The sequence below is a fragment of the Shewanella sp. LC6 genome (genome assembly GCF_006385735.2).
GTDB classification, from domain to species: domain Bacteria; phylum Pseudomonadota; class Gammaproteobacteria; order Enterobacterales; family Shewanellaceae; genus Shewanella; species Shewanella xiamenensis.
On record NZ_CP043902.1, the window covers coordinates 894,398 to 915,278 of the forward strand.

Consider the following 20,881-nt stretch of genomic DNA (forward strand, 5'->3'; position numbering starts at 1 on the left):
GTAATGCCTTTACCAAGGCGGTTTGCGCTTCCCGACGCTTCCCGATACAGCTAAAACTTAATGACGTAGAGTCTAAAAACTCCCACACGTTCAAGTCAACTGCGAAGTGTAACAGATTTTATTTAAAAATGAGCCAAATTGCCTTGATAATAGGCGAAAATTTAACTGTTAAGGATAAGATATGAAGCCTCAGGTTTTTTCGCAAACAGATATTGAAATCCTCGAAAAAAAATCGCTATATCAAGGTTTTTTTGCCTTAGAGCAATTTACCTTCAAACATAAGCTATTTGCTGGAGGCTGGAGTCAGCCTGTCACCCGTGAGGTCTTTGAACGTGGCCATGCAGTCGTTGTGCTGCCCTATGATCCTAAGTGCGATAAGGTTGTGTTGATTGAGCAAGTTAGATTTCCTGCATTAGCAACCACTAAATCTCCTTGGCTTATGGAGTTAGTCGCGGGTATGATTGCGCCCGACGAAACGCCAGAGGATGTCGCGCACCGCGAATTGTTAGAAGAAACTGGCTTGACCGCTCGCCACATCCATTTTGTGAGCAGTTATCTTGCAAGCCCTGGTGGCAGTACTGAACGTTTCTATTTTTATTGGGCTGAGGTGGATTCATCACAAGCTCAAGGTTTGCATGGATTAGCTGACGAACACGAAGATATTCGATTGCATGTTGTAGACCGTGAGGTTGCCTATCACGGTGTCGTTAATGGCGAAATAGACAATGCATCGACCGTTATTGGATTGCAGTGGTTGCAATTAAACTATCAGCAACTGGTTTAGGTTGGAAAAGGTTTGGCGCATTCAACATCACATCAAAAACCGCGTTATCAACCCAACGTGAGCGACTTTTTAGCGCTATGCGGGCGTAACTATGGCTATATGCAAAAGTGGTTGCCACTGGATATTGCTGTGGGTCAATCTTGGCAACTTGAAGGTGAATTTGGTGTATTAGTTATCCGTATTTTAGAAAATACCAAATATACTCAATTAGTTGAAATCTCACGCCCACTACAAATAGTGGAGTTTGTTAATATTCCCAAGGTGTTAGTGAGAATTTATCATGATGCTAAATTAGCAGAAGTGTTAACTGGTCAACAGATTTACCAACTGCGCCCAGTGTATGATTATCCCAATTTACGTATGTATCATAGTGATGAGAAGTACCAGGTAAATGCATTCCTGGGAGAATTATTGAAGATTGGTGGCCAACAACGTTTGGTTTGCCAGTCTTAGAATTGGGTATTCAATGTGCTGAAAGAGGCTATCTCTTACTCTGTAGCTGATGAAAGTGTGCGCATAGTGCAAGTCACCGACCCGCACCTCTTTGCCGATCCTGAAGCTCAGCTACTTGGTGTTAATACCAGCAAAAGTTTGGCCGCGGTACTCAATACCATCCGTGCCGTCAATTACCCTGCGCATCTTATGCTTGCCACAGGTGATTTAAGTCAAGATTATTCCCCTGAGTCCTATCGCCAATTTGTGTCAGCGGTCGCCCCGCTCAATTTACCTTGCCATTATCTTCCGGGTAATCATGATGATCCGCGGATCATGTTTTTGCATATGCAGGGCGAGCGGATTTTTGGCCAGCAACGTATCTTAGTTGGTAAATGGCAAATTTTGATGCTGGATTCCACCGTGAGAGGAAAACCTGGTGGTCATATGGCCGCGAGTCAATTCGAACTCATTGAACAGGCTATAGCCGCACATCCAGACCGCCATACCTTACTGGTGATGCATCATAATCCTATTTTGGTTAATTGTGCTTGGTTAGACCAACACTGCATGGATAATGGGACGGAATTTTTAAAGCGTGTCGCTAAATACCCGCAAGTCAAAGCTTTGCTTTGGGGCCATGTGCATCAACAATTGGATAGCCTTTACGATGGTCCCCATGGTGCGTTGCAATTAATGGCGACACCTTCTACTTGTATCCAGTTTAAACCGCAATCGCCTTATTTTGCCCTCGATGGACTGCAACCCGGTTATCGTTTGCTGGAGCTCAAGGCCGATGGTAGCATCAGCACTAATGTGTATCGCGTACCGGGAAATCTGTTTTCCCCCGATAAAGATTCCAGCGGTTATTAACGCGAGTGACCGCAGCTTGAGGAACTATGCTGCTCTATATTCACGGATTCAACAGTTCTCCTTTCTCTGATAAAGCGGTGATGACGGCACAATATATGGCCGAGCATCACCCGTCCGTCACTTTTCATCAGCCACAGTTACCCAATACCCCCAAAGCAGCGATGGCCTTACTACAGCGCTATGTTGAGGAGGCTTTACAAGCGGGTGAGCCGCTTAACTATATTGGCTCGTCCTTAGGGGGTTATTTTGCCAGTTACTTGGCTGAGCATTATGGTGGCCGAGCCGTGTTGGTGAATCCGGCAGTAAAACCCTTTGAACTGTTTGATGAATTTATGGGGTCGCAATTTAACCCTTATACCGAAGAGCATTATCAGGTATTGCCAGAGCATAAGCAGGAAGTGGCTGAATTTAATACGGCTGTTATCCGCAATCCCGATCGTTTTTTGGTACTATTGCAAACGGGCGATGAAGTGCTGGATTATCGCGAAGCACTGCATAAATATCATCATTGCCAATTACGGATTGAATCCGGTGGTGATCACAGTTTTGTGGGTTATGAGCGATATCTGCAAACTGTAAGCCAATTTTTACACTTACCTTGACAAATCGTCATCCACAGCCGCAACATGGCCGGATATAACAACCTATAGCGTACACTATGACTAATCAATACACCTCTGACGCCATTGAAGTTCTTAACGGACTTGACCCAGTTAAACGCCGTCCAGGTATGTATACCGATACCAGCCGACCTAACCATTTAGGCCAAGAGGTCATAGATAACAGTGTCGATGAAGCCTTAGCTGGCCATGCCACTAAAATCGAAGTTGTGCTCCACACAGATAACTCACTGGAAGTCACTGACGATGGTCGTGGTATGCCAGTGGATATTCATCCCGAAGAAGGTATTCCTGGGGTCGAGCTGATCCTGACTAAACTCCATGCCGGCGGTAAATTTTCAAATAAAAATTATCAATTCTCTGGTGGTTTGCATGGTGTAGGGATTTCAGTCGTTAACGCCCTGTCTCGCAGAGTTGAAGTCACTGTGCGCCGAGATGGCCAAGTGTATGATATGGCTTTCGAAAATGGCTTTAAAGTCGAAGATCTACGAGTCAGTGGTACCTGCGGTCGGCGCAATACCGGTACTCGAGTACATTTTTGGCCTGATGCGAGTTATTTTGATTCGGCGAATTTCTCCAATTCCAAACTCATCTATTTACTGCGTGCCAAAGCAGTATTGTGCCCCGGTCTTAGAATTAAATTCACTAATAAGCACACTAACGAAGTGCATGAGTGGTACTACGAGAGTGGCTTAACCGATTATCTTAAGACGGCAGTAGGCGATAATATCATGCTGCCGGAAGAGCCTTTTATCGGTAGTTTTAAGGGGCAAATTGAGGCGGCAGATTGGGCTATTACCTGGTTGCCAGAGGGCGGGGAGTCGATCAACGAAAGTTATGTCAACTTGATCCCAACGCCATTGGGTGGAACCCATGTGAATGGCTTTCGCCAAGGTTTGCTAGAGTCGATGCGCGAGTTTTGTGAGTTTCGTAATCTCATCCCCCGCGGGATTAAGCTCTCTCCTGAGGATATTTGGGATCGCGCAGCCTTCATTCTGTCAGTGAAAATGCAAGACCCGCAGTTTGCGGGACAAACCAAAGAGAAGCTTTCGAGCCGTCAAAGCTCAGCCTTTGTTTCAGGTATCGTGCGTGATGCATTTTCGCTTTGGTTAAATTCGAATACCGAATTAGCCGAGTCATTGGCTGAAATGTGTATTAATAACGCGCAAAAACGCTTAAAAGCAGCCAAAAAAGTCGCCCGTAAAAAAGTCACATCAGGTCCCGCATTACCGGGTAAATTGACCGATTGTAGTGGCCAAGATCCAATGCGCGGCGAACTCTTCCTTGTGGAAGGGGATTCTGCGGGAGGCAGTGCTAAACAGGCTAGAGACCGTGAGTTTCAAGCTATTATGCCGCTACGTGGTAAAATCTTAAATACGTGGGAAGTGGATGCATCTCAGGTATTAGCGTCGCAGGAAGTACATGATATTTCGGTGGCAATTGGTTGTGATCCCGATAGCAATGATATTTCTGAGTTAAGGTATGGCAAAATCTGCATTCTCGCCGACGCCGATTCTGATGGATTGCATATTGCGACTTTACTCTGTGCACTGTTTCTGAAACATTACCGAGTGTTGGTTGAGCAGGGGCATGTTTATATCGCCATGCCGCCACTGTTCCGTATCGATATAGGTAAAGATGTTTATTACGCTTTAGATGAGGCTGAAAAAGAAGGTATTCTCGATCGTATCAGCGCTGAGAATAAAAAAGGTAAAGTTCAAGTAACACGCTTTAAAGGTCTGGGTGAAATGAATCCACTGCAATTGCGTGAAACGACAATGGACCCTAATACTCGCCGTTTAGTGCAGTTAACTATTGATGATGCGGAAGAAACTGATTCTCTTATGGATATGCTGTTAGCTAAGAAGCGTTCACCCGATCGTAAAAACTGGCTCGAAGATAAGGGTGACATGGCGGTACTTTAATGTTGTGCACTATTGCCGATAACAATAACACTTAGGCATAAAGAAAATTACCATGTTGTATATTAAAACGAATAATTATAAATGTTTAAAGGTGTTCTCTGCCTATTGGACCCTACTGGTGAGTCTGGCTTTGTTACCGATCCAGACGGCGATTGCAGGGTCTCAGTCGATCATGATTACCGTCTCAAAGGGATTTGGTTTATCGCTCTATGCTTCCGATCTTGGGGATGCCAAACAGCTTGCGATGGGGGCAAATGGCACCTTATTTGTCGGCTCCAATAAGAGTGGCACAGTGCATGCGCTTGTTGATAGTAATCAAGATGGTCGTGTAGACAAGCGTTATGTCATCGCCAAGGGGTTAGAGTCTCCCGATGCGATCGCGTTCCATAATGGTGATCTGTTTGTGGCAACTGAAAACCGAATTGTCCGCTTTATTGATATCGAGCAGCGCTTACGCCGTCCAAGTCGTCCTAAAGAGATTTATAGCGATTTACCAGAGTCAGATAAGAAAAGTGCACGAGCGATGAATTTTGGTCCTGATGGCAGGCTCTATGTCTCTATCGGTGCACCTTGTAACGTGTGTGAAGCGAGCGCACCCTATAGCAGTATTATTGCGATTAATGTGGATACCGGCGCCAGTGAGCAAATTGCGTCAGGTATTCGCGATGTGACAGGTTTTGACTGGTCTCCTCAAGACGGCAAATTGTGGTTTGCCGATCAAGGACGCGATTGGATGGGCGATAACTTACCCCCCGATGAGATTAACCGCATCGATGTGGCGGGCAGCCATTATGGCTTTCCGTATTTACACGCATCATCCGTGGTCGAACCTGCCTATGAAAAGCCAAAAAATTTAAAAATTTCTGTACCGATATACGAACTGCCTGCACACGTTGCACCAACGGGACTGGCATTTTACCGTGGTAAGCAATTCCCAGAAATCTATCATAACCAATTGTTTGTTGCTGAAAATGGTTCTTGGAACCGTTCAAGCAAAGTCGGTTATCAAATCGTCATGTTGAAGCTTGAGAATCAACAGGTGGTCAGTCGCGAAACCGTAGTGAGTTTTCTCGACGGTGAGTTTCCTGTCGCCCGCCCCTATGGATTATTGTACGGTGAAGATGGGGCCATGTACATCTCGGATGATTTGAAAGGTAACCTGTATCGACTGTTCTATAGGGATGGCGATAATACTGAAGAACCACAGGAACTAGAAGAAAATGAGTGACGCAATCAAGTTAAGCTTGGATGGCGTAGAGCAGATGCCATTGCGGCGCTTTACCGAAGAAGCTTATCTGAATTATTCCATGTACGTCATTATGGACCGAGCCTTACCCCATATTGGTGATGGCCTTAAACCCGTACAACGACGGATTATTTATGCTATGAGCGAGCTTGGTTTATCGGCTCAATCAAAGCATAAAAAATCAGCTCGTACAGTGGGTGACGTATTAGGTAAGTACCATCCCCATGGCGATAGTGCCTGCTATGAGGCGATGGTGCTGATGGCGCAGCCATTTTCATATCGTTATCCACTCGTAGATGGTCAAGGAAACTGGGGGGCACCAGACGATCCTAAGTCATTTGCAGCAATGCGTTATACCGAGGCGCGCCTGTCAAAGTTTTCTGAGTTGTTATTATCTGAGCTGGGACAAGGTACGGTTGACTGGGGGGCGAACTTCGATGGCACGTTAAAAGAGCCCAAAGTGCTGCCTGCACGTTTACCTCATATTTTGCTGAACGGCATCACTGGTATTGCGGTGGGCATGGCGACAGATATACCGCCACATAATGCTAGAGAGTTAGTGAATGCCTGCGTTGCGCTTTTGGACGATCCCAAACTCGACCTTGCGCAGTTGATGGCCTATGTGCCAGGGCCTGATTATCCTACAGAAGCTGAGATCATCACCCCGTCTGCCGATATTGCCAAAATCTATGAAACTGGGCGGGGCTCCTTAAAAGCCCGTGCGGTTTATACTGTCGAAGCCGGTGAAATAGTGATCACCGCGCTACCACATCAGGCGGGTAGTGGTAAGATTTTAGAGCAGATTGCTGCTCAAATGCAGGCGAAAAAATTGCCTATGGTTGCTGACTTGCGTGATGAGTCTGACCATGAAAATCCCGTTCGCTTAGTGATTGTACCGCGCTCAAATCGCGTCGATTGCGATCAACTGATGGCGCACTTGTTTGCGACTACCGATCTTGAGAAAAGTTTTAGGGTAAACCTTAACGTACTGGGCCTTGATGGTCGTCCAAGAGTTAAGGGCCTAAAAGACTTACTCACCGAATGGCTTGAGTTTCGTGTCGATACCGTAAGACGTCGCCTAGAATATCGTTTAGATAAAGTGTTGGCGCGTTTACATATCCTTGAAGCGTTAATGATCGCTTTTCTCAATATTGATGAAGTCATTGAGATCATTCGTTTTCATGATGAGCCCAAAGCGGAGTTGATGGCGCGTTTTAACCTGACAGACAAGCAGGCTGAGGCCATCCTCGAGTTAAAATTACGCCATTTAGCTAAGTTAGAAGAATTTAAGATCAAGGCTGAGCAGGACGAACTCGAAGCTGAACGTGAAAAGTTAGAGCAATTATTAGGTTCTGAGCGCCGTTTAAAAACCTTAATTAAGAAAGAATTAATCCAAGATGGTGAGACCTATGGCGATGATCGCCGCTCTCCTATTGTAGAACGCCATGAGTCCCGCGCCTTAACAGAGCAAGAGCTTACCCCGAGTGAACCTGTGACTGTGGTGTTATCAGAAAAAGGTTGGGTGCGTTGTGCTAAGGGCCATGATATTGATGCCGAGTCTTTATCCTATAAGGCGGGCGATCAATATCTCTGTAGTGCCATCGGGCGTAGTAATCAGGTGGCAGTGTTTATTGACTCATCCGGTCGCGCCTTTGCCACCGATAGTCATAGTCTGCCATCGGCTCGTACCCAAGGTGAGCCCATTACTACGCGCTTTAATATGGCATCTGGTGAGACCATGCAGCATGTTATTTTGGGGGAAGACGAGCAATGCTTCCTCTTAGCAACCGATGCAGGTTATGGCTTTATTTGTACTTTCAATGACATGGTGTCTCGTAATAAGGCGGGTAAAGCGCTATTGAGTTTACCGACGAATGCCAAGTCTTTATCACCCAAACCGATTGATCGTAATCGAGAGATGTCTATCCTTGCCATCACCAATGAAGGTCGTATGCTACTGTTTTCATTGGAAGCATTGCCGCAATTATCTAAGGGTAAAGGTAATAAGATTATCGGTATTCCAAGCGAGCGCGCTAAAAACCGTGAAGAGTTAATGACACATTTACAACTTGTGCCAGCAGATACTCCAGTTACCTTGTGGGCGGGTAAGCGCAAACTCACACTTAAACCAAGTGATTTAGAGCATTATCGCGGTGAGCGCGGACGTCGTGGGGCAAAATTACCACGTGGATTACAGCGTGTTGATAGTGTGGAATTAGGCGAAGGTGCTGAGGTCTTGCCTAGCATTTAACTGTTAATTTGAGGCTGCGTAAGAGGTAGCCAGCAGAAGTTATCAAAACCGTTAATCAAAGCCACTCAAGTTTCACTGGAGTGGCTTTTTTATTCTCAGAGTTATGCGCTACAGAGTCACTTTTCTTAAATACAAGGCATAAAAAAACCTACCGCTTGCGGTAGGTTTTTATTAGCGAATATCCGTAAGGATATTAGAAGTCGTAACGTACACCAACAGAGAATACGTTGTCGTCTTGTAGGTCTACTTTGTTACCTGCTACGACATGGTCACCACGGTACATTGCGTATTGACCGTATACCATAGTTGATTTAGAGAAACGGTAGTCAGCACCCACGTTGAAGTTTTGCACGCTGATATCAGTACCTGACCAAGACTTATTGGTGATAACATCTTTACCTGTTACTGGATCAGTCGAAGTAACAGTATATTTGTTTACGTTTTTGTAGTAATTACCAAAACCTGCTTCATCAAAGCCGTATTCGGCTTTCAGGTTAACACCGTTTAAGGTGTAAACTACGTTTACAAAATAGGTGTTACCATCTTTATCGCTATTCACAACATCTTCAGATTGTTGGAATAAACCGCCCACTTTGAAGTCACCAAATTTAACTTGAGCAACACCGCGGTATGCGTCAACACCAGCGATACCTTTGTTGTAAGCTACAGCGACATAGTAGTTTTGATCTTTGAACTTGCTATCACCCAGAGTCGCGCTCAGAGCGTATAAGCTTTCGGTGGTTTTTGCAGTAGTGTCGTTATCATCAAATAGATAAGTGGCGTTTAAGGTCACTAAATCAGCGATTTTTGGAGAGTAGTACCAAACACCGTCTGCGCTACGAGTTTGTGCGCTGACTAAACGGTCGATATCGGCGTTGGTGTTACCAAATACGTCTACGTTACCTTCTGCTTGTTTGAATACAGTGTCATTACGACCTACTAATACAGTACCTGCATTAGTTTTTAAACCTAAGAAAGTGTTACGAGCTTTGAACACATCACCTGAGCCAGAAGTGTTTTCAACTTGGAATTCCATTTGATAAACAACATCATAGCCATCAGCGATCTTCTCAGTACCTTTAACACCTAACAGTGAGAAGTTATTTTCTAAATAGGTACCAGCATTGTTTTCATCAGCATAGTTTGCTGTGTCAACACCATTGGTGCCTGATTGTAGAGTTGCACCTGTTTCAGTATTAGTTAATGCAAGCTCTAAACGACCATAGAAGCTTGGGCCTTCGGCTAGCGCACCGAATGAAGCCAGCGCTAATACTGATGCAACTGATGCAGAGATGAATGTCTTTTTCATGTTTTGTGCTCCCTCGAACCTAAGTTCTTATCCATTTTTCATGGTTTTTGTGTGGTTTAACACGTTTGTTACAGAAATAAGTAACAAAGTTGCCGCCGATTTTTACAGTTTTATGCCTTGCAGGCTGTGTCATAGATCAAGTTTTTAGCTCTCCTTGCCTGTATTCGGGGTTTTTTAGGACATTTCCCTATCACTTGACCGAAAATCGGCGTGTAAGAGATAAAACTGTATTTTTGGCATACTACTAAAGAGGTATGCGAAGTGCCGTAGCATATACAGACCGGCGGGCCTAACTGTAGCATATACTAATGTTGTCGCAAGTTTGTCATATACGCGTGAGTTGGTGTTATTGGGTACCGAGTACAATAAAAAAAACAAGTAAAGTTACTTTTTAGCAACAAAATACCTGCGAGGCTCTTGTTAAATGCGTTTAAAATCAATTATTTAGTTGATGCTGCTGTTCTATTGTTTAGATATTGTATTAACTCAGCTAGCATAAGCATAACTTCAATGCGATAGCCATGATCCTAGACCATAGTATTAGGACGTATTGACGTTTTGAGTGTGAATTTTATTCGTTCTGGCAAGCTTGTGCTTGCGATACGAGAAATGATTATTGACGAGTAAAGCCGTCAATCAACGTGGGTTTAGCGCTTACATTTGCATTCGTGCAAACATGTCTGCTCAGTGCCTTAGGAAAGCCGAGTGGTTTAATTTAATATCTAGCTGCATCTTTTAGCTCATGGGTTGAGTTTGATTTCGGTTTTTGGCTTAAATCGTTTAGAATCTTCGGCGCATTTTTCATGCATTATGCTGCGTTGGTAAGTGTTTCTCCTCATTCTCGTTGCGGCCGGGTTCGCTAGATATAAATAAGGTAAGTATTGATGACTGAAGCCTATCAAAATCGCTTTGGTGGCATAGGCCGCTTGTACGGGCAAAAAGCGCTTGCGAAATTTGCAGCATCTCATGTCGTGGTAATTGGTATTGGTGGTGTGGGCACTTGGGCGGCTGAGGCATTGGCAAGGAGTGGTATTGGTCAAATTACCTTAATTGATTTAGATGATATCTGCGTGACCAATACTAACCGTCAAATTCATGCGCTTACCTCAACTATTGGCGATTCTAAGGTTGCGGTTATGGCCAAACGGATCCGCGAGATTAATCCTGATTGCCAAGTCAATGAAGTAGAAGATTTTATTACGGTCGACAATCTGGGTAACTATTTACTAGGTTCTCAGTCAGACGGCAATATTGATTATGTTGTTGATTGTATTGATGCGGTTAAACAAAAAGCAGCGCTTATTGCTTGGTGCAAACGTCAAAAAATCAAGATAGTGACCGTAGGTGGTGCTGGTGGGCAAGTTGATCCAACACAGATCCAACTGACTGATTTGGCTAAGACCTATCAAGATCCGTTGCTTGCAAAAGTGCGTAATATTCTTCGCCGTGAATATAACTTCTCCAAAAATTTACAACGTCGTTTTGCTGTGGATGCCGTTTTTTCTAGTGAACAGCTTGTTTACCCTCAAGCTGATGGCTCGGTTTGTAGTACCAAAGCCACCGCCGATGGTAGCATGCGGATGGATTGTGCTTCGGGGTTTGGTGCTGTGACTATGGTCACTGGTACTTTTGGATTTGTAGCGGCGAGCCGTGTCCTTTCTCGATTGGCACAATTAGCTAACGAATAATCCAATTTGTATGTTTTTGTTCTAAATATTTTCAAATAGTGAACTCGTGGTGAGTGGTTATCTTAGGCGCATCGCATTGGTTAAGAGGAATGCGAATGTTAAATTGCGCGCCGCCAAGTGAAGAGTCTGCTTGATAGCTCATTGAACCTTTTAACAAGGTGACTGCATTAAAGGCAGCGGATAAACCTAATCCCGTGCCGCCTTTACTTCTATTGGTGGTAAAGAAAGGCTCGAACATATGTTCAGCGACTTCGGGGGGGATTGCGACGCCATTATTTTGGATGCTGATATTCACAAAGCCCTGCTCAATACTGGCGGAGATTTGTATCTGATTATCTTCTCGGTCTTGAAATGCATGGGTATAAGCGTTGGACAATATATTACTGACGATTTGGTTTAATAGACTCACATTAGTTTGAATATTTAAGTTGGGATCGACTTGTAGGTCGGTTTTTGCGTTGAGTTTAGGATGCATTATCAAGCTAGACGCTAAAATCTCTTTAAGCTGCCTTTGCAGATTGATGCACTGATGCTCTTCGTGGCTGCGGTCGATAGCAATAGTCTTGAATTTTTGAATTAGGCTGCTGGCTTTGGTGATATTACGAACTATAAGCTCACAGCTTTGTTGATACTCGTCCAAAATCGCATTGATTTCGTCGAGTGTCGCGTGCTCACTATGGATAAGCTCTATGAGTTCTTCTATATGGTTTAATTGCGCGCTGGCCGCCGTTAAGCAAATACCAATGGGGGTATTAATTTCGTGCGCCACACCAGACACTAACCCTCCTAAGGCGGCCATTTTTTCCTGTTCAACTAACACCTGTTGTGCGCGCTTTAGAGCGGCTAAGGATTGCTCTAACTCTTGGGTTCGCTCTTTAACTTGTCTTGCTAGTTCTTCCTTATAACTACGTTCGAGTTTCAGTAAACGCTCTCTATCTTCTAATGCTGTTTGTAACTCTGCTTTAGAACTTTTCAGTGCTTCAAATGAGTTGCGAAGTTGCCCTTGCATGCTGTTAATCGCATCAGCAACTTGTTTAAACTCATCGATTTTCTCCTTACGTTCAAATTGAAGGGGTTCGAAGTCCGCGTCTAAGTTAATCCGTTTGCAGTATTTACTGAGTTTATCGAGATGTTTAGTGATGTTGTACCAGACTAAAAATAGAATAAATCCAGCGACTAAGAAGGTTTTTATGCCATTGGAGAGTAAAATAAGGATGGCTTTATCGTAAAGGCGGTCATAAATGGCATCCATGTCTACTTGTACTTCTAAAGTACCAACGTTGATATTGTCGGTCGGTGATTTATACACCAGAGGAAAGATTTTATTTAAAGTATGAGTTGGTTTTGGGGTTCCTCCGTTCCACGACTGGCCACTATCATCTTTGATTGAAATGTAGTTAATATCAGGTAGTTGGATGAGACCATTCAGTTGGGTGTTAATCAGTCTTTCATCTATTACCCAAATACTTGCGGCTAATACATCCAGGTTAGCTTTCTCGATATTAGAAAATACCCGATCAATCCGACTAACATCGCCACGATAATCGCTAATGAGTTGGTAGGCTGTCGTCATTAGCGTGATTAAGGAGCTGAATAGCACAATTGACAAGGTGAGGTGCCTACCAATCGGGCTTTTTATAAATTGACTGAAGAATGTCAGCATCTTAAATAATCTTTATCTGATAGCAAGTTGGATGCTTATAAGCATAGACTCAAGCTTAAAAAATTTCGCATGTTATCCCAGTGAAAAATCCCTCAATATTGAATAAAGCAATGGCATCAAACTTGCTTGGGCTTGGCTAAGTTCAATTTTTTGTCACTGGGATAACACTATGATTAAACTCAAATTCGATTCAGTGAAGTTGTTTAACCCTAAGAAGGTAATGTTTCGGGTTATGCTGTGGCTAATGGTGAGTTGTGCAGTTTTATTGGCGATGCCGTCAAATATTCTTACTTTGCTGGCACTGGATAAGTTTGTACCCGAGCACGCACATTTTGTCGGGCTTGGACTTATTATCTCGATCGCGTATTTTTTAACTCAGTTATTGAACTTGGGATTAGATGAGTCGATTCGTCATTTAAGTGATAAGCGCATCACCGAGACCATTGAAGCAAAAGTTAATTTGCTGGATCGTGCAGAGCGAGCATTATTACGAGAATTCTTTTTGCAAGGAGCCACTATTTTGACATTGCCGCAAAACGAACCCGCGGTCAAAAGTTTGCTCAGTGCTTGTATCCTCGAATGTTTAGGTAATGAACGTCATTACGCAATCCAAGGGCCCACAGCAGACTATAAAATTTCGATGAAAGCACGTATCTACTTAAATCGGGGCGTTTTACGTTTACCTGCAGGGGAACCAAGTGAAGAAGAAATGCAACATCTGATTAAAGCGCGCCCGCAGTTTCTCAATGGCTTAGTTCAAAACCGTAAACACGCAGCTTAAGTGTAGCGTTGGCTCTAACGCGAAATTACAGGCATAAAAAATGGGGGTTAATGGAACCCCCATAACAACGTGCAATTTTTACAAGCTACAATGAACAGAATAACAATTTGGAAGCAAAAACTACGATTGTTGCGCTGACTTCACGATAAACATCCAAGTGATATAAGAAATTATCCCTATAGTGCTAAAGATAACGATCATTGAAAGTAAACCAATTGGGTTACCGAACATTAAATCTAACCAAAATGCCATGATTGAAATCCTCTTTCTTGTGAAGTCATCCATACACTAGCGCTCTTACTGTCAGCAAATACTGATCCTGATCAATAAAAAATCGACGTCCTAAAACAATCTTGTAACCAAAGATTAACCCTGTGATCTACCTCAAATTTAGCGGGTGATGAAATTTTATCAAACTCAATCTTTTGGGCTTTGTTTCTTACTTCATTCGGGACTAGTCTTAAGAGTAGTAACTATTAAGTGGTACCAAGAACAAGGTATTTGCTAATCCGTTTTAGCATTGATTGAAGTTAGACTGCATTTTTGAAGGAGCCAAAAATGGCTAGCACCACTGTTAAAAGGGGCACTATGGGATATGGTATTATTTTCGCTCCCATGGTCTTACTTTTATATCCCCTTTATTGTTTGCTTAGTAGCGCGCATTGGGTTGCAACCTTATGTTTAATTGCACTTGCCCTTATTCTATTTTTTAACATTAACAAACTTATCCGTAATCTGAGGCACCTCGAGCGTGCGGCTCATCACTTGGGTGACGGTGATTTGAGTTACCAGCTTGATGAGAAAGATGCGGGAGTGTTTCACACTGTCGTTCACAGCATCAATCGCATGGGCGAAGATGTGAGTCGTACTATTCTATCTCTAGTTGATACCAGCGAATGGATGAAGAAGGTCGCCACCGACATCAAGACGATTAGTGAGCAGGCAAAACAAGGCGTTCTGGAGCAAGAACGTCAAACCGAGCTTGCGGCAACGGCCATGACCCAGATGGTTTCAACCGTACAAGAAGTGTCACACAATGCGGCTAATACCGCGCAAGCCGCTGATATTGCGCAGACTTCAGCTAAACATGGTGATGAAGTCATGGGCGCTATTGTCAATAAAATCAGCGATATGACGTCGCAAATTCACCAAACAAAAGCAGTGATTGAGCACCTAGCTGCCGATACGAATAGCATTAGCAGCATTATTGAGACTATCTCGCAAGTGGCCGAACAAACCAACTTATTGGCTCTTAATGCGGCGATTGAGAGTGCTCGAGCGGGTGAGCATGGCCGTGGATTTGCGGTTGTTGCCGATGAAGTCCGTAATTTGGCAAAACGTACCTCAGAGGCGACCGCTGAAATTCAACAGCAGATAACCGCATTACAAAAGGGCGCTCAACAAGGGGTTGAAGTGATGTTAAAAAACGTCACTATCGCCGATGAAACCGCCTTGATGGTAGAGAAAGCGCACCAATCTTTGGGGGAAATTGTCACTCACGTTGAAAGCATTACTGATATGTCTCATCAAATTGCCACTGCATCGGAAGAGCAGCATGCCGTTGCAGAGGAAATTAACAAAAATATCAACGCGATGACTGAATTAGCGTTGAAAAATGCACATCATACTAATCTAACCAATCTATCTAGTCTTAAGGTTTATAATATGTCTCAGGAGATTGGTTCACTGCTACATCGTTTCCATGTGGATAAGCAGCTATTTACCTCTAATCAAGCCCAAAGCCAACTATTTGTAAAATGGGGGCCAGAACTTGATATCGGTATGCCGGAGATTAACCGCCAGCATCAACGCTTAGTCTCTCTTGTTAACGAATTGCACCGTACCTTAAGCGAAGCCTATGGCCTCGAAGCGATTAAACGGATTGTTCAAGGACTTGTGGATTACACCGCGAATCATTTTTCCTATGAAGAAGAACTGTTTGCACGCTTTGGTTATCCTCAAACAGCTGGACATAAAGAAAAGCATGCTCAACTTGTCGGTCAGGTGCTGGATTTCCAGAAGCGGGTAGCGAGAGGTGAAGATGTTGCCGATGAACTTATGGCATTTTTAAAATCCTGGTTAGTTAACCATATACAAAAAAGTGACAGGGAATACGCGCAATTTTTGCTTTCCCACGGAGCTGAGTAGAATCAGGCGTGATAAATGTCTTCTTATCGAGCTATGTAGGGCTTTAATCCTATATAAGACTGATTTTTGAGCGGTTAAAACTAATTTGCCACCCAGCCTTTCAAAAGGGCTTGCCATTGTCAAAGGCAAAGGTATAATTCCCAGCACTTAGAGCCAGCTAGTTGTTTTTGTTAGCTCTAAATCTTGATGCCAGAGTGGTGAAATCGGTAGACACAGCGGATTCAAAATTCACTGTATCAATGACATTAAATTCACTAAGCTGTTGTTATTAAACGTTAATTTGAAATAATTAACACGCAAAAGCCTTGCAAAGATTTGCAAAGTTTTTGAGAAACGAAAATTATGCCAGTGTGGTGAAATCGGTAGACACAGTTGATTCAAAATCAACCGCCTAATAAGCGTGCCAGTTCGAGTCTGGCCACTGGTACCATCCCTATAATAGGGACTAAAACCGACATCAAAGTCGGTTTTTTTGTATCTAAAATCCAGCATTGTTAGATACTTACCAACACGCTTCCTTGCTAGAGTTCTTCCAGCAAAGCACCACACTGAACATCCTGTGCTAGGTTAGATCTTTAATCGTCGTGGTTTTCCCATTCTCCATTACCGACTTGATCCCGTTGTCCCTTGCTGCGGTACTCGAATACATTTGGCTGGTGCCAATGATCTGATGGTTCGCAGCTTTCAGGTTGAAGTACGGCTTATCGTTTTTCGCCACTTCTTTGGCATATCGGGCTTCGATAGGGGAGTTGGTTTGAACGGATTCGATGCCATTCATTGCACCACTCTTACCCGTGTAGAGTTCGCTGGTGAGGATGACTTCTCCGTTACCAGCCTTAAGAACAAACTTAAATTGATCGTTACTGCTTTTGCTTAATTCATACCATCCTGACATGGAATTGCTCCTTCTTCTTTAAGGCATTGCATAGCGCAAGCGAGGAAACTATTTCCTGCTCGTGCCTCAGTCTAGTCGACTTTATCTGGTTTGATATGTGCCGATGCCACATTTTGAGTGTTTTGAGGGTTAGTCTGTCGAAATACTGACATTAAAAACGTCCATTTCCTGCCAGTAACACAAGAAGTTTTGCTCCCAAATTGGATAAAGCTCTGCTGCCGCTTCAATCACTAATAGTCCGCTAATGGACTGAAACACGCCGCAGCTAAAGTCAAAGTCCAACTCTTTCACTAATTCCCATTGCCCCGCATAGCCGACATAGCAAAAGTCGGTGATGTAGCATAACTGCCATTGGTCTGCACCTTTCTCTAGCCTGATTTCCACAGGATGAAACCCTCCTGTTTGTGGACTGTAATCAGGGTCGCGAAAGTTAATGGTGACAGCGTTGCTATCAATATTTTTCACGAGTTCTGACAGTGCTTTGGCAAAGATAGGTGACACGGGTAATGGTAGGTCGGTATTAATGGTTTTCATTATTTAACCCTCAAAAGTGGCAAAACAAAGGGGGCATCGTGTCCCCCTGTTGTTGGTATGGAATGTGGGTGAGGTGAGTTGTCACTTACTGGCTTTCGAGCTGGCTTTATCGGTGGTGGGCTTATCAGTGGTGGCCTTCTTACCTATCTTGGGTGCGGGGGCGAGTAACTGCTCGTCTAACTCGCCTTTCTCCACGGCATCAATTACCACCTTAATTACCGCTGGCAAGTTGGCCTTTTCACCCACATCAATAGCGGGGCAGCCTTTTTCCAGTTCGATGGGTTTGTTACTAATCCGCACTTCAAAGTAGTAGTGCTCGTTGCTGTCATAGAACCAAGGTCGGACGATGTAACGGCGGCGAATTTTCTTACGCTCACCAGTCTCTGGGTCTTTCACCGAACGTTCTTTGTAGGCTTCAAATTCACGGCCTTCAATCATGCATTCGGCTAACGACAATTGCTGGTCTAGCTTATCGAGTAGCTTCATCCGTTTGCCGAGCACAGGTGGCTTAGGGGCAATTTCAGGGCGAGCGATTACCTTGAGAGAACTCAATACAGTGGTCATGGTGTATTTCCTTTAGTGGGTGTTAGCGGATAAATCCGATACGGGGTTGCCCTTGTTTGCGGTTGTTCTCGGTGGTGAGTAGCGCTAGGGCGGTTGCGCGGTGGTCGCGCTTGGGTTCAAAACGTTGGCGTCTTGCTAAGATGGCAAAGTCGCCGGGCGTTAATTGGTTTAGGGTGTTTAGGGTTGAGACTTCTTCATGGGTCAGGCGCTTAATGCCAAGGACTTGCCGATAGAGCGCTTGGCGTTGGTCACTCGTTAAATAGTCACACACCAACTTGAAATCAAAGCGGCGCATGACCGCACTATCAATACTGGCAAGGGCATTGGTTGCAGCGAACACGGGCAGGGTGTTGCACTCAAGCTGTGATAGCAGTTCGTTAACAAGTTGCACTTCATGCAGCGCTTGAGCGCTATCGCGTTTGCTGAGCAAGCTGTCGACTTCATCAATGAGCATCAGCTTTTGCTGTCTGTGCGCTTCTCTGAAGAGCCTAGCGATGTTTTGCTCGCTGTCCCCGACATACTTACTGAGTACATCAGAGCATTTGATGTGCATCAGCTCAAAGCCGTGGGTTTCAGCTAAGTGATGTACCCATGCTGTCTTGCCTGTACCAGGGGGACCACTCAGCATCACCCTAATCGGCATGGCCTGCTTAACCGCATGATTAATCGAGGCCAACATATCATCGGTAGTCATACTTGCTGCATCATCACCGCCTTTGAAGTTGACCATGTTGCTATCAAACGCAAGCTCCCCTTGATACTTTGGCGGTGGCGCTTCTTCACCACAGGCTTCTAGGGTGGCATCAATCACTTCATCGATAAGGACTTCTGCCTTGGCACCTTTGAGCTTGAGTGTCATCGCCACATGGGCAGCATTACCAACCATGGCGGGGGTGACATTGGGCTTCTCTGCCAGTAGCAGGTGATAGTCCTGTGACACCTTAAGCGGTGTCAGTAAGTGCTCATTGATGGCATAGGCAAAGGGTTCATCGGGTACTGGGACTTCCATCACCAACTTAAAACGGCGAATAAAGCTGGGTTCTAGCAAGCCAACATGGTTGGTAATCCAAATCGCAGGAACAGGGTTTTGCTCTAACGCCTGCATCAATTGTTCTTTGGAATACTGTTCATCGGCTTGCACGAACAACGCTTCACACTCATCGACCAATAACAAGCTGTCATTGCTGTGAGCCAGTAGACCTTGTAACAAGTTCAGGTGAGCAAGGCGTATGCTGGTTGCCTTTGCAATGTTGTCATTTCGGTATTGGCTCTCGATTAACTGCTGGCTTTGGACTTCCAGTAGATTGCGCTTAATCGTCTTTGCCAATGTCCGAGCCAGCTCAGTTTTACCAGTACCCGCTTTGCCATAGAGCAGGATATTGACGCCTACCGAGGGCTTTTGAGTTATGGCCGCAAGGTAGTTAGCCAGTAAGTCAGTGTTCACATGCTCAAATTGCGACAGACTAAATTGTGCCACGGGGCTTTTGCTGAGCATGGGGGCTAAGAAGTCGACTGCACTGGTTAACTTCTGCGACACTAAAATGGATACCAGTACGCTTGGGAACAGCAATCTGTAAGGTGCATCCAAAGTCGCTTCTGCAATCAGTTGATAGCGCTCGAACACCGCCAACTGCGACAGGATGACCTCTAAATCGAGGGTTGTCTTAGCCTGTAACATGCGTTCTAGTACATCAAAGTCATCATCAATTAGGAGTTCGGTTAACTCCCTGAGTCCGGCATTGGCATTGATGACAATCAAGAACTCAACTACAGGTTGCATCTGCGGCATTAAGCCAAACAGCTGACCAAGAAACTGCGCATTATGCTTAACCGTTGCCGTGTTGAGCGGTGCGCGGTCTTTGCTTGGTAGCTTGAGTGATGCATCTTCTAGGCTAAGGCGTAGAAACGGCTCAATCTGCTCGCCTGTGATTGCGCCCAGTATTGAGGATGGCACCACCATGTCGGTGGTAATGGCGGCAAACATCAATGCTTCACTCAACTGCGAGGCGAGGTAGTGGCAATGATTGGCGCGCCATTTACGGGGTGATTTTGCACGCTTTAGCATCTTGTTTTCCCACCCCGTTCGTTCGGTGTTGACACATAGTTCAGGGTGGCAGCGGCTTCACGCATAAACGCATCACCGCGTTTGTCATAAATGGTGGTGGTGCTGATATCTGCATGGCCTGCCATTTGGCGTACGGTGTTGATATCAACGTTTTGCTCCAGTAGCCGAGTAATAAAGGTGCGGCGCAAATCATGGGGTGATGCACCCACAACACCAATCGCTTCCAGTTTATCTTTGACTAACCGATAGAGCGCATCCCGACTCACGGGGCGGTAATGGACCATAATGCCAGTCGTGCGACAGTGGCAAATGAGTGGTCCTGAGTGCATCTTGCGCACGTTGAGCCAAGCGATGACATGCTGTTCAACCCAATCGGGTAAGAACAGAATACGGCTCTTGTTGCCTTTACCTGCAACCACCTTAATCGTTGACGTTGCACTGTCATAATCAGCGAGCATCAGTGCCGCAAGCTCACTACGGCGCAACCCCGTTCCGAGGAACAGCGCAAAGATAGCTAATGTACGAAGTCCATACGTGTCTTGGCGTTTGGAAAGTAAGGCGAGTAGCTTAGTGACTTGCTCAGCACTCAGGGGATTGCCCTGATGGGCACCGTGTTTCATGTTAGCGATGCTATTGATATGCGCGACTTGCTGCATATCAGCTTCACCCATTAAGGCCGCAACTTTGACAATACTCTTAATCGCGGTCATCGCACGGTTAATCGAGCGTGCCGACCACTGCTCGTGTATCAGCAATGCCCGTATCTGCATCGCTTGTTGATAGTTAATGTTGCTGAGTTGCTTGCCTATTGTCGCGTCAGGCCAGTCCATCAGTTGTGCAATGCTGCGCATCTGCGAAGCAATCGAGCGCTGACTGTTGGGCGCAAGACGGCTCAAATAGAGCGCATAAGCAGTCGCTGTAGTCATAGATAACTCCAGTAAGAATAGATTGATATGTTGCTAGGGGATTGAAACAGAAGGGAATAGTGATACCACACTGTAAGAGTATGGTATCACAAGTGCGGCTATTTTTCAGCCGCTATATTTGACACGGTTGTTGTGACTGTAAATAAATACTTAGCCCCATTCGATATTAGCTTAAAT

18 protein-coding genes and 1 tRNA gene are annotated in these 20,881 nt (G+C 44.8%); 11 read left to right on the plus strand and 8 right to left on the minus strand.

From position 1 onward, the window contains the following. Positions 1–181: 181 nt before the first annotated feature. The 7 genes from nudF to parC are packed head-to-tail and all read left to right on the plus strand — an operon-like array spanning position 182 to position 8,131. Positions 182–784 carry an ADP-ribose diphosphatase gene (gene nudF / locus FJD32_RS04065; RefSeq protein WP_037422148.1) on the plus strand — a complete coding sequence of 201 codons (603 nt, stop codon included), beginning with the start codon at positions 182–184 and terminating at the stop codon, positions 782–784. 12 nt (positions 785–796) lie between these two features. Further along, on the plus strand, positions 797–1,237 hold the full coding sequence (locus FJD32_RS04070) for a DUF1249 domain-containing protein (RefSeq protein WP_037422150.1): 441 nt from the start codon (positions 797–799) through the stop codon (positions 1,235–1,237). 15 nt (positions 1,238–1,252) lie between these two features. Next, positions 1,253–2,089 carry a 3',5'-cyclic-AMP phosphodiesterase gene (gene cpdA, locus FJD32_RS04075; protein ID WP_140906615.1) on the plus strand — a complete coding sequence of 279 codons (837 nt, stop codon included), beginning with the start codon at positions 1,253–1,255 and terminating at the stop codon, positions 2,087–2,089. 26 nt (positions 2,090–2,115) lie between these two features. After that, complete coding sequence (locus tag FJD32_RS04080; RefSeq protein WP_140906614.1) at positions 2,116–2,691, plus strand: YqiA/YcfP family alpha/beta fold hydrolase; 576 nt, start codon at positions 2,116–2,118, stop codon at positions 2,689–2,691. Between the two features lie 56 nt (positions 2,692–2,747). Beyond that, on the plus strand, positions 2,748–4,634 hold the full coding sequence (parE, locus tag FJD32_RS04085) for a DNA topoisomerase IV subunit B (protein ID WP_037428014.1): 1,887 nt from the start codon (positions 2,748–2,750) through the stop codon (positions 4,632–4,634). A gap of 52 nt (positions 4,635–4,686) precedes the next feature. Next, positions 4,687–5,862, plus strand: coding sequence for a PQQ-dependent sugar dehydrogenase (locus FJD32_RS04090; protein ID WP_140906613.1), 1,176 nt, complete (start codon positions 4,687–4,689; stop codon positions 5,860–5,862). Further along, entirely contained in the window at positions 5,855–8,131 is a 2,277-nt protein-coding gene (gene parC / locus FJD32_RS04095; protein WP_055647704.1) for a DNA topoisomerase IV subunit A, read from the plus strand. Before FJD32_RS04090 ends, parC begins: the two co-directional genes overlap by 8 nt. 193 nt (positions 8,132–8,324) lie before the next feature. On the opposite strand, the gene FJD32_RS04100 is transcribed toward parC, so the two are convergent. Then, complete coding sequence (locus tag FJD32_RS04100; RefSeq protein ID WP_055647705.1) at positions 8,325–9,440, minus strand: porin; 1,116 nt, start codon at positions 9,438–9,440, stop codon at positions 8,325–8,327. Positions 9,441–10,324: 884 nt separating this feature from the next. On the opposite strand from FJD32_RS04100, the gene tcdA reads away from it, so the two are divergent. Beyond that, the gene (gene tcdA / locus FJD32_RS04105) at positions 10,325–11,128 is read left to right on the plus strand and encodes a tRNA cyclic N6-threonylcarbamoyladenosine(37) synthase TcdA (RefSeq protein WP_140906612.1); all 804 of its coding nucleotides are present in this window, start codon (positions 10,325–10,327) and stop codon (positions 11,126–11,128) included. 31 nt (positions 11,129–11,159) lie between these two features. On the opposite strand, the gene FJD32_RS04110 is transcribed toward tcdA, so the two are convergent. Further along, entirely contained in the window at positions 11,160–12,791 is a 1,632-nt protein-coding gene (locus FJD32_RS04110; protein ID WP_037428009.1) for an ATP-binding protein, read from the minus strand. A 169-nt stretch (positions 12,792–12,960) separates the two neighbouring features. Here FJD32_RS04110 and FJD32_RS04115 point away from each other — a divergent pair, with 169 nt between their 5' ends. After that, positions 12,961–13,572 carry a superinfection exclusion B family protein gene (locus FJD32_RS04115; RefSeq protein WP_047540754.1) on the plus strand — a complete coding sequence of 204 codons (612 nt, stop codon included), beginning with the start codon at positions 12,961–12,963 and terminating at the stop codon, positions 13,570–13,572. A 120-nt stretch (positions 13,573–13,692) separates the two neighbouring features. Here the strand turns inward: FJD32_RS04115 and FJD32_RS04120 are convergent, their stop codons facing one another. Continuing rightward, positions 13,693–13,824, minus strand: coding sequence for a DUF3149 domain-containing protein (locus FJD32_RS04120; protein WP_011715898.1), 132 nt, complete (start codon positions 13,822–13,824; stop codon positions 13,693–13,695). Between the two features lie 306 nt (positions 13,825–14,130). Here FJD32_RS04120 and FJD32_RS04125 point away from each other — a divergent pair, with 306 nt between their 5' ends. Together FJD32_RS04125 and FJD32_RS04130 are read left to right on the plus strand one after the other, a co-directional pair. Beyond that, on the plus strand, positions 14,131–15,720 hold the full coding sequence (locus FJD32_RS04125; RefSeq protein WP_140906611.1) for a bacteriohemerythrin: 1,590 nt from the start codon (positions 14,131–14,133) through the stop codon (positions 15,718–15,720). 344 nt (positions 15,721–16,064) lie between these two features. Further along, positions 16,065–16,150 (plus strand) — tRNA-Leu (locus FJD32_RS04130). 132 nt (positions 16,151–16,282) lie between these two features. Here FJD32_RS04130 and FJD32_RS04135 read toward each other — a convergent pair. The 5 genes from FJD32_RS04135 to FJD32_RS04155 all read right to left on the minus strand — a co-directional run bounded on the left by FJD32_RS04135 (position 16,283) and on the right by FJD32_RS04155 (position 20,704). Beyond that, positions 16,283–16,615: a YegP family protein gene (locus FJD32_RS04135; protein ID WP_011073636.1), complete on the minus strand. Its 333-nt coding sequence runs from the start codon at positions 16,613–16,615 to the stop codon at positions 16,283–16,285. Positions 16,616–16,744: 129 nt separating this feature from the next. Next, on the minus strand, positions 16,745–17,149 hold the full coding sequence (locus FJD32_RS04140; RefSeq protein ID WP_140906610.1) for a DUF2787 family protein: 405 nt from the start codon (positions 17,147–17,149) through the stop codon (positions 16,745–16,747). Between the two features lie 81 nt (positions 17,150–17,230). Further along, positions 17,231–17,713 (minus strand): hypothetical protein, encoded by a 483-nt coding sequence (locus FJD32_RS04145; protein ID WP_099457922.1) that lies wholly within the window; start codon positions 17,711–17,713, stop codon positions 17,231–17,233. Positions 17,714–17,735: 22 nt separating this feature from the next. After that, positions 17,736–19,778 (minus strand): AAA family ATPase, encoded by a 2,043-nt coding sequence (locus tag FJD32_RS04150; protein ID WP_140906609.1) that lies wholly within the window; start codon positions 19,776–19,778, stop codon positions 17,736–17,738. After that, positions 19,772–20,704: a site-specific integrase gene (locus tag FJD32_RS04155; protein WP_140906608.1), complete on the minus strand. Its 933-nt coding sequence runs from the start codon at positions 20,702–20,704 to the stop codon at positions 19,772–19,774. The genes FJD32_RS04150 and FJD32_RS04155 overlap by 7 nt, the downstream gene beginning before the upstream one ends. Between the last annotated feature and the right edge of the window lie 177 nt (positions 20,705–20,881).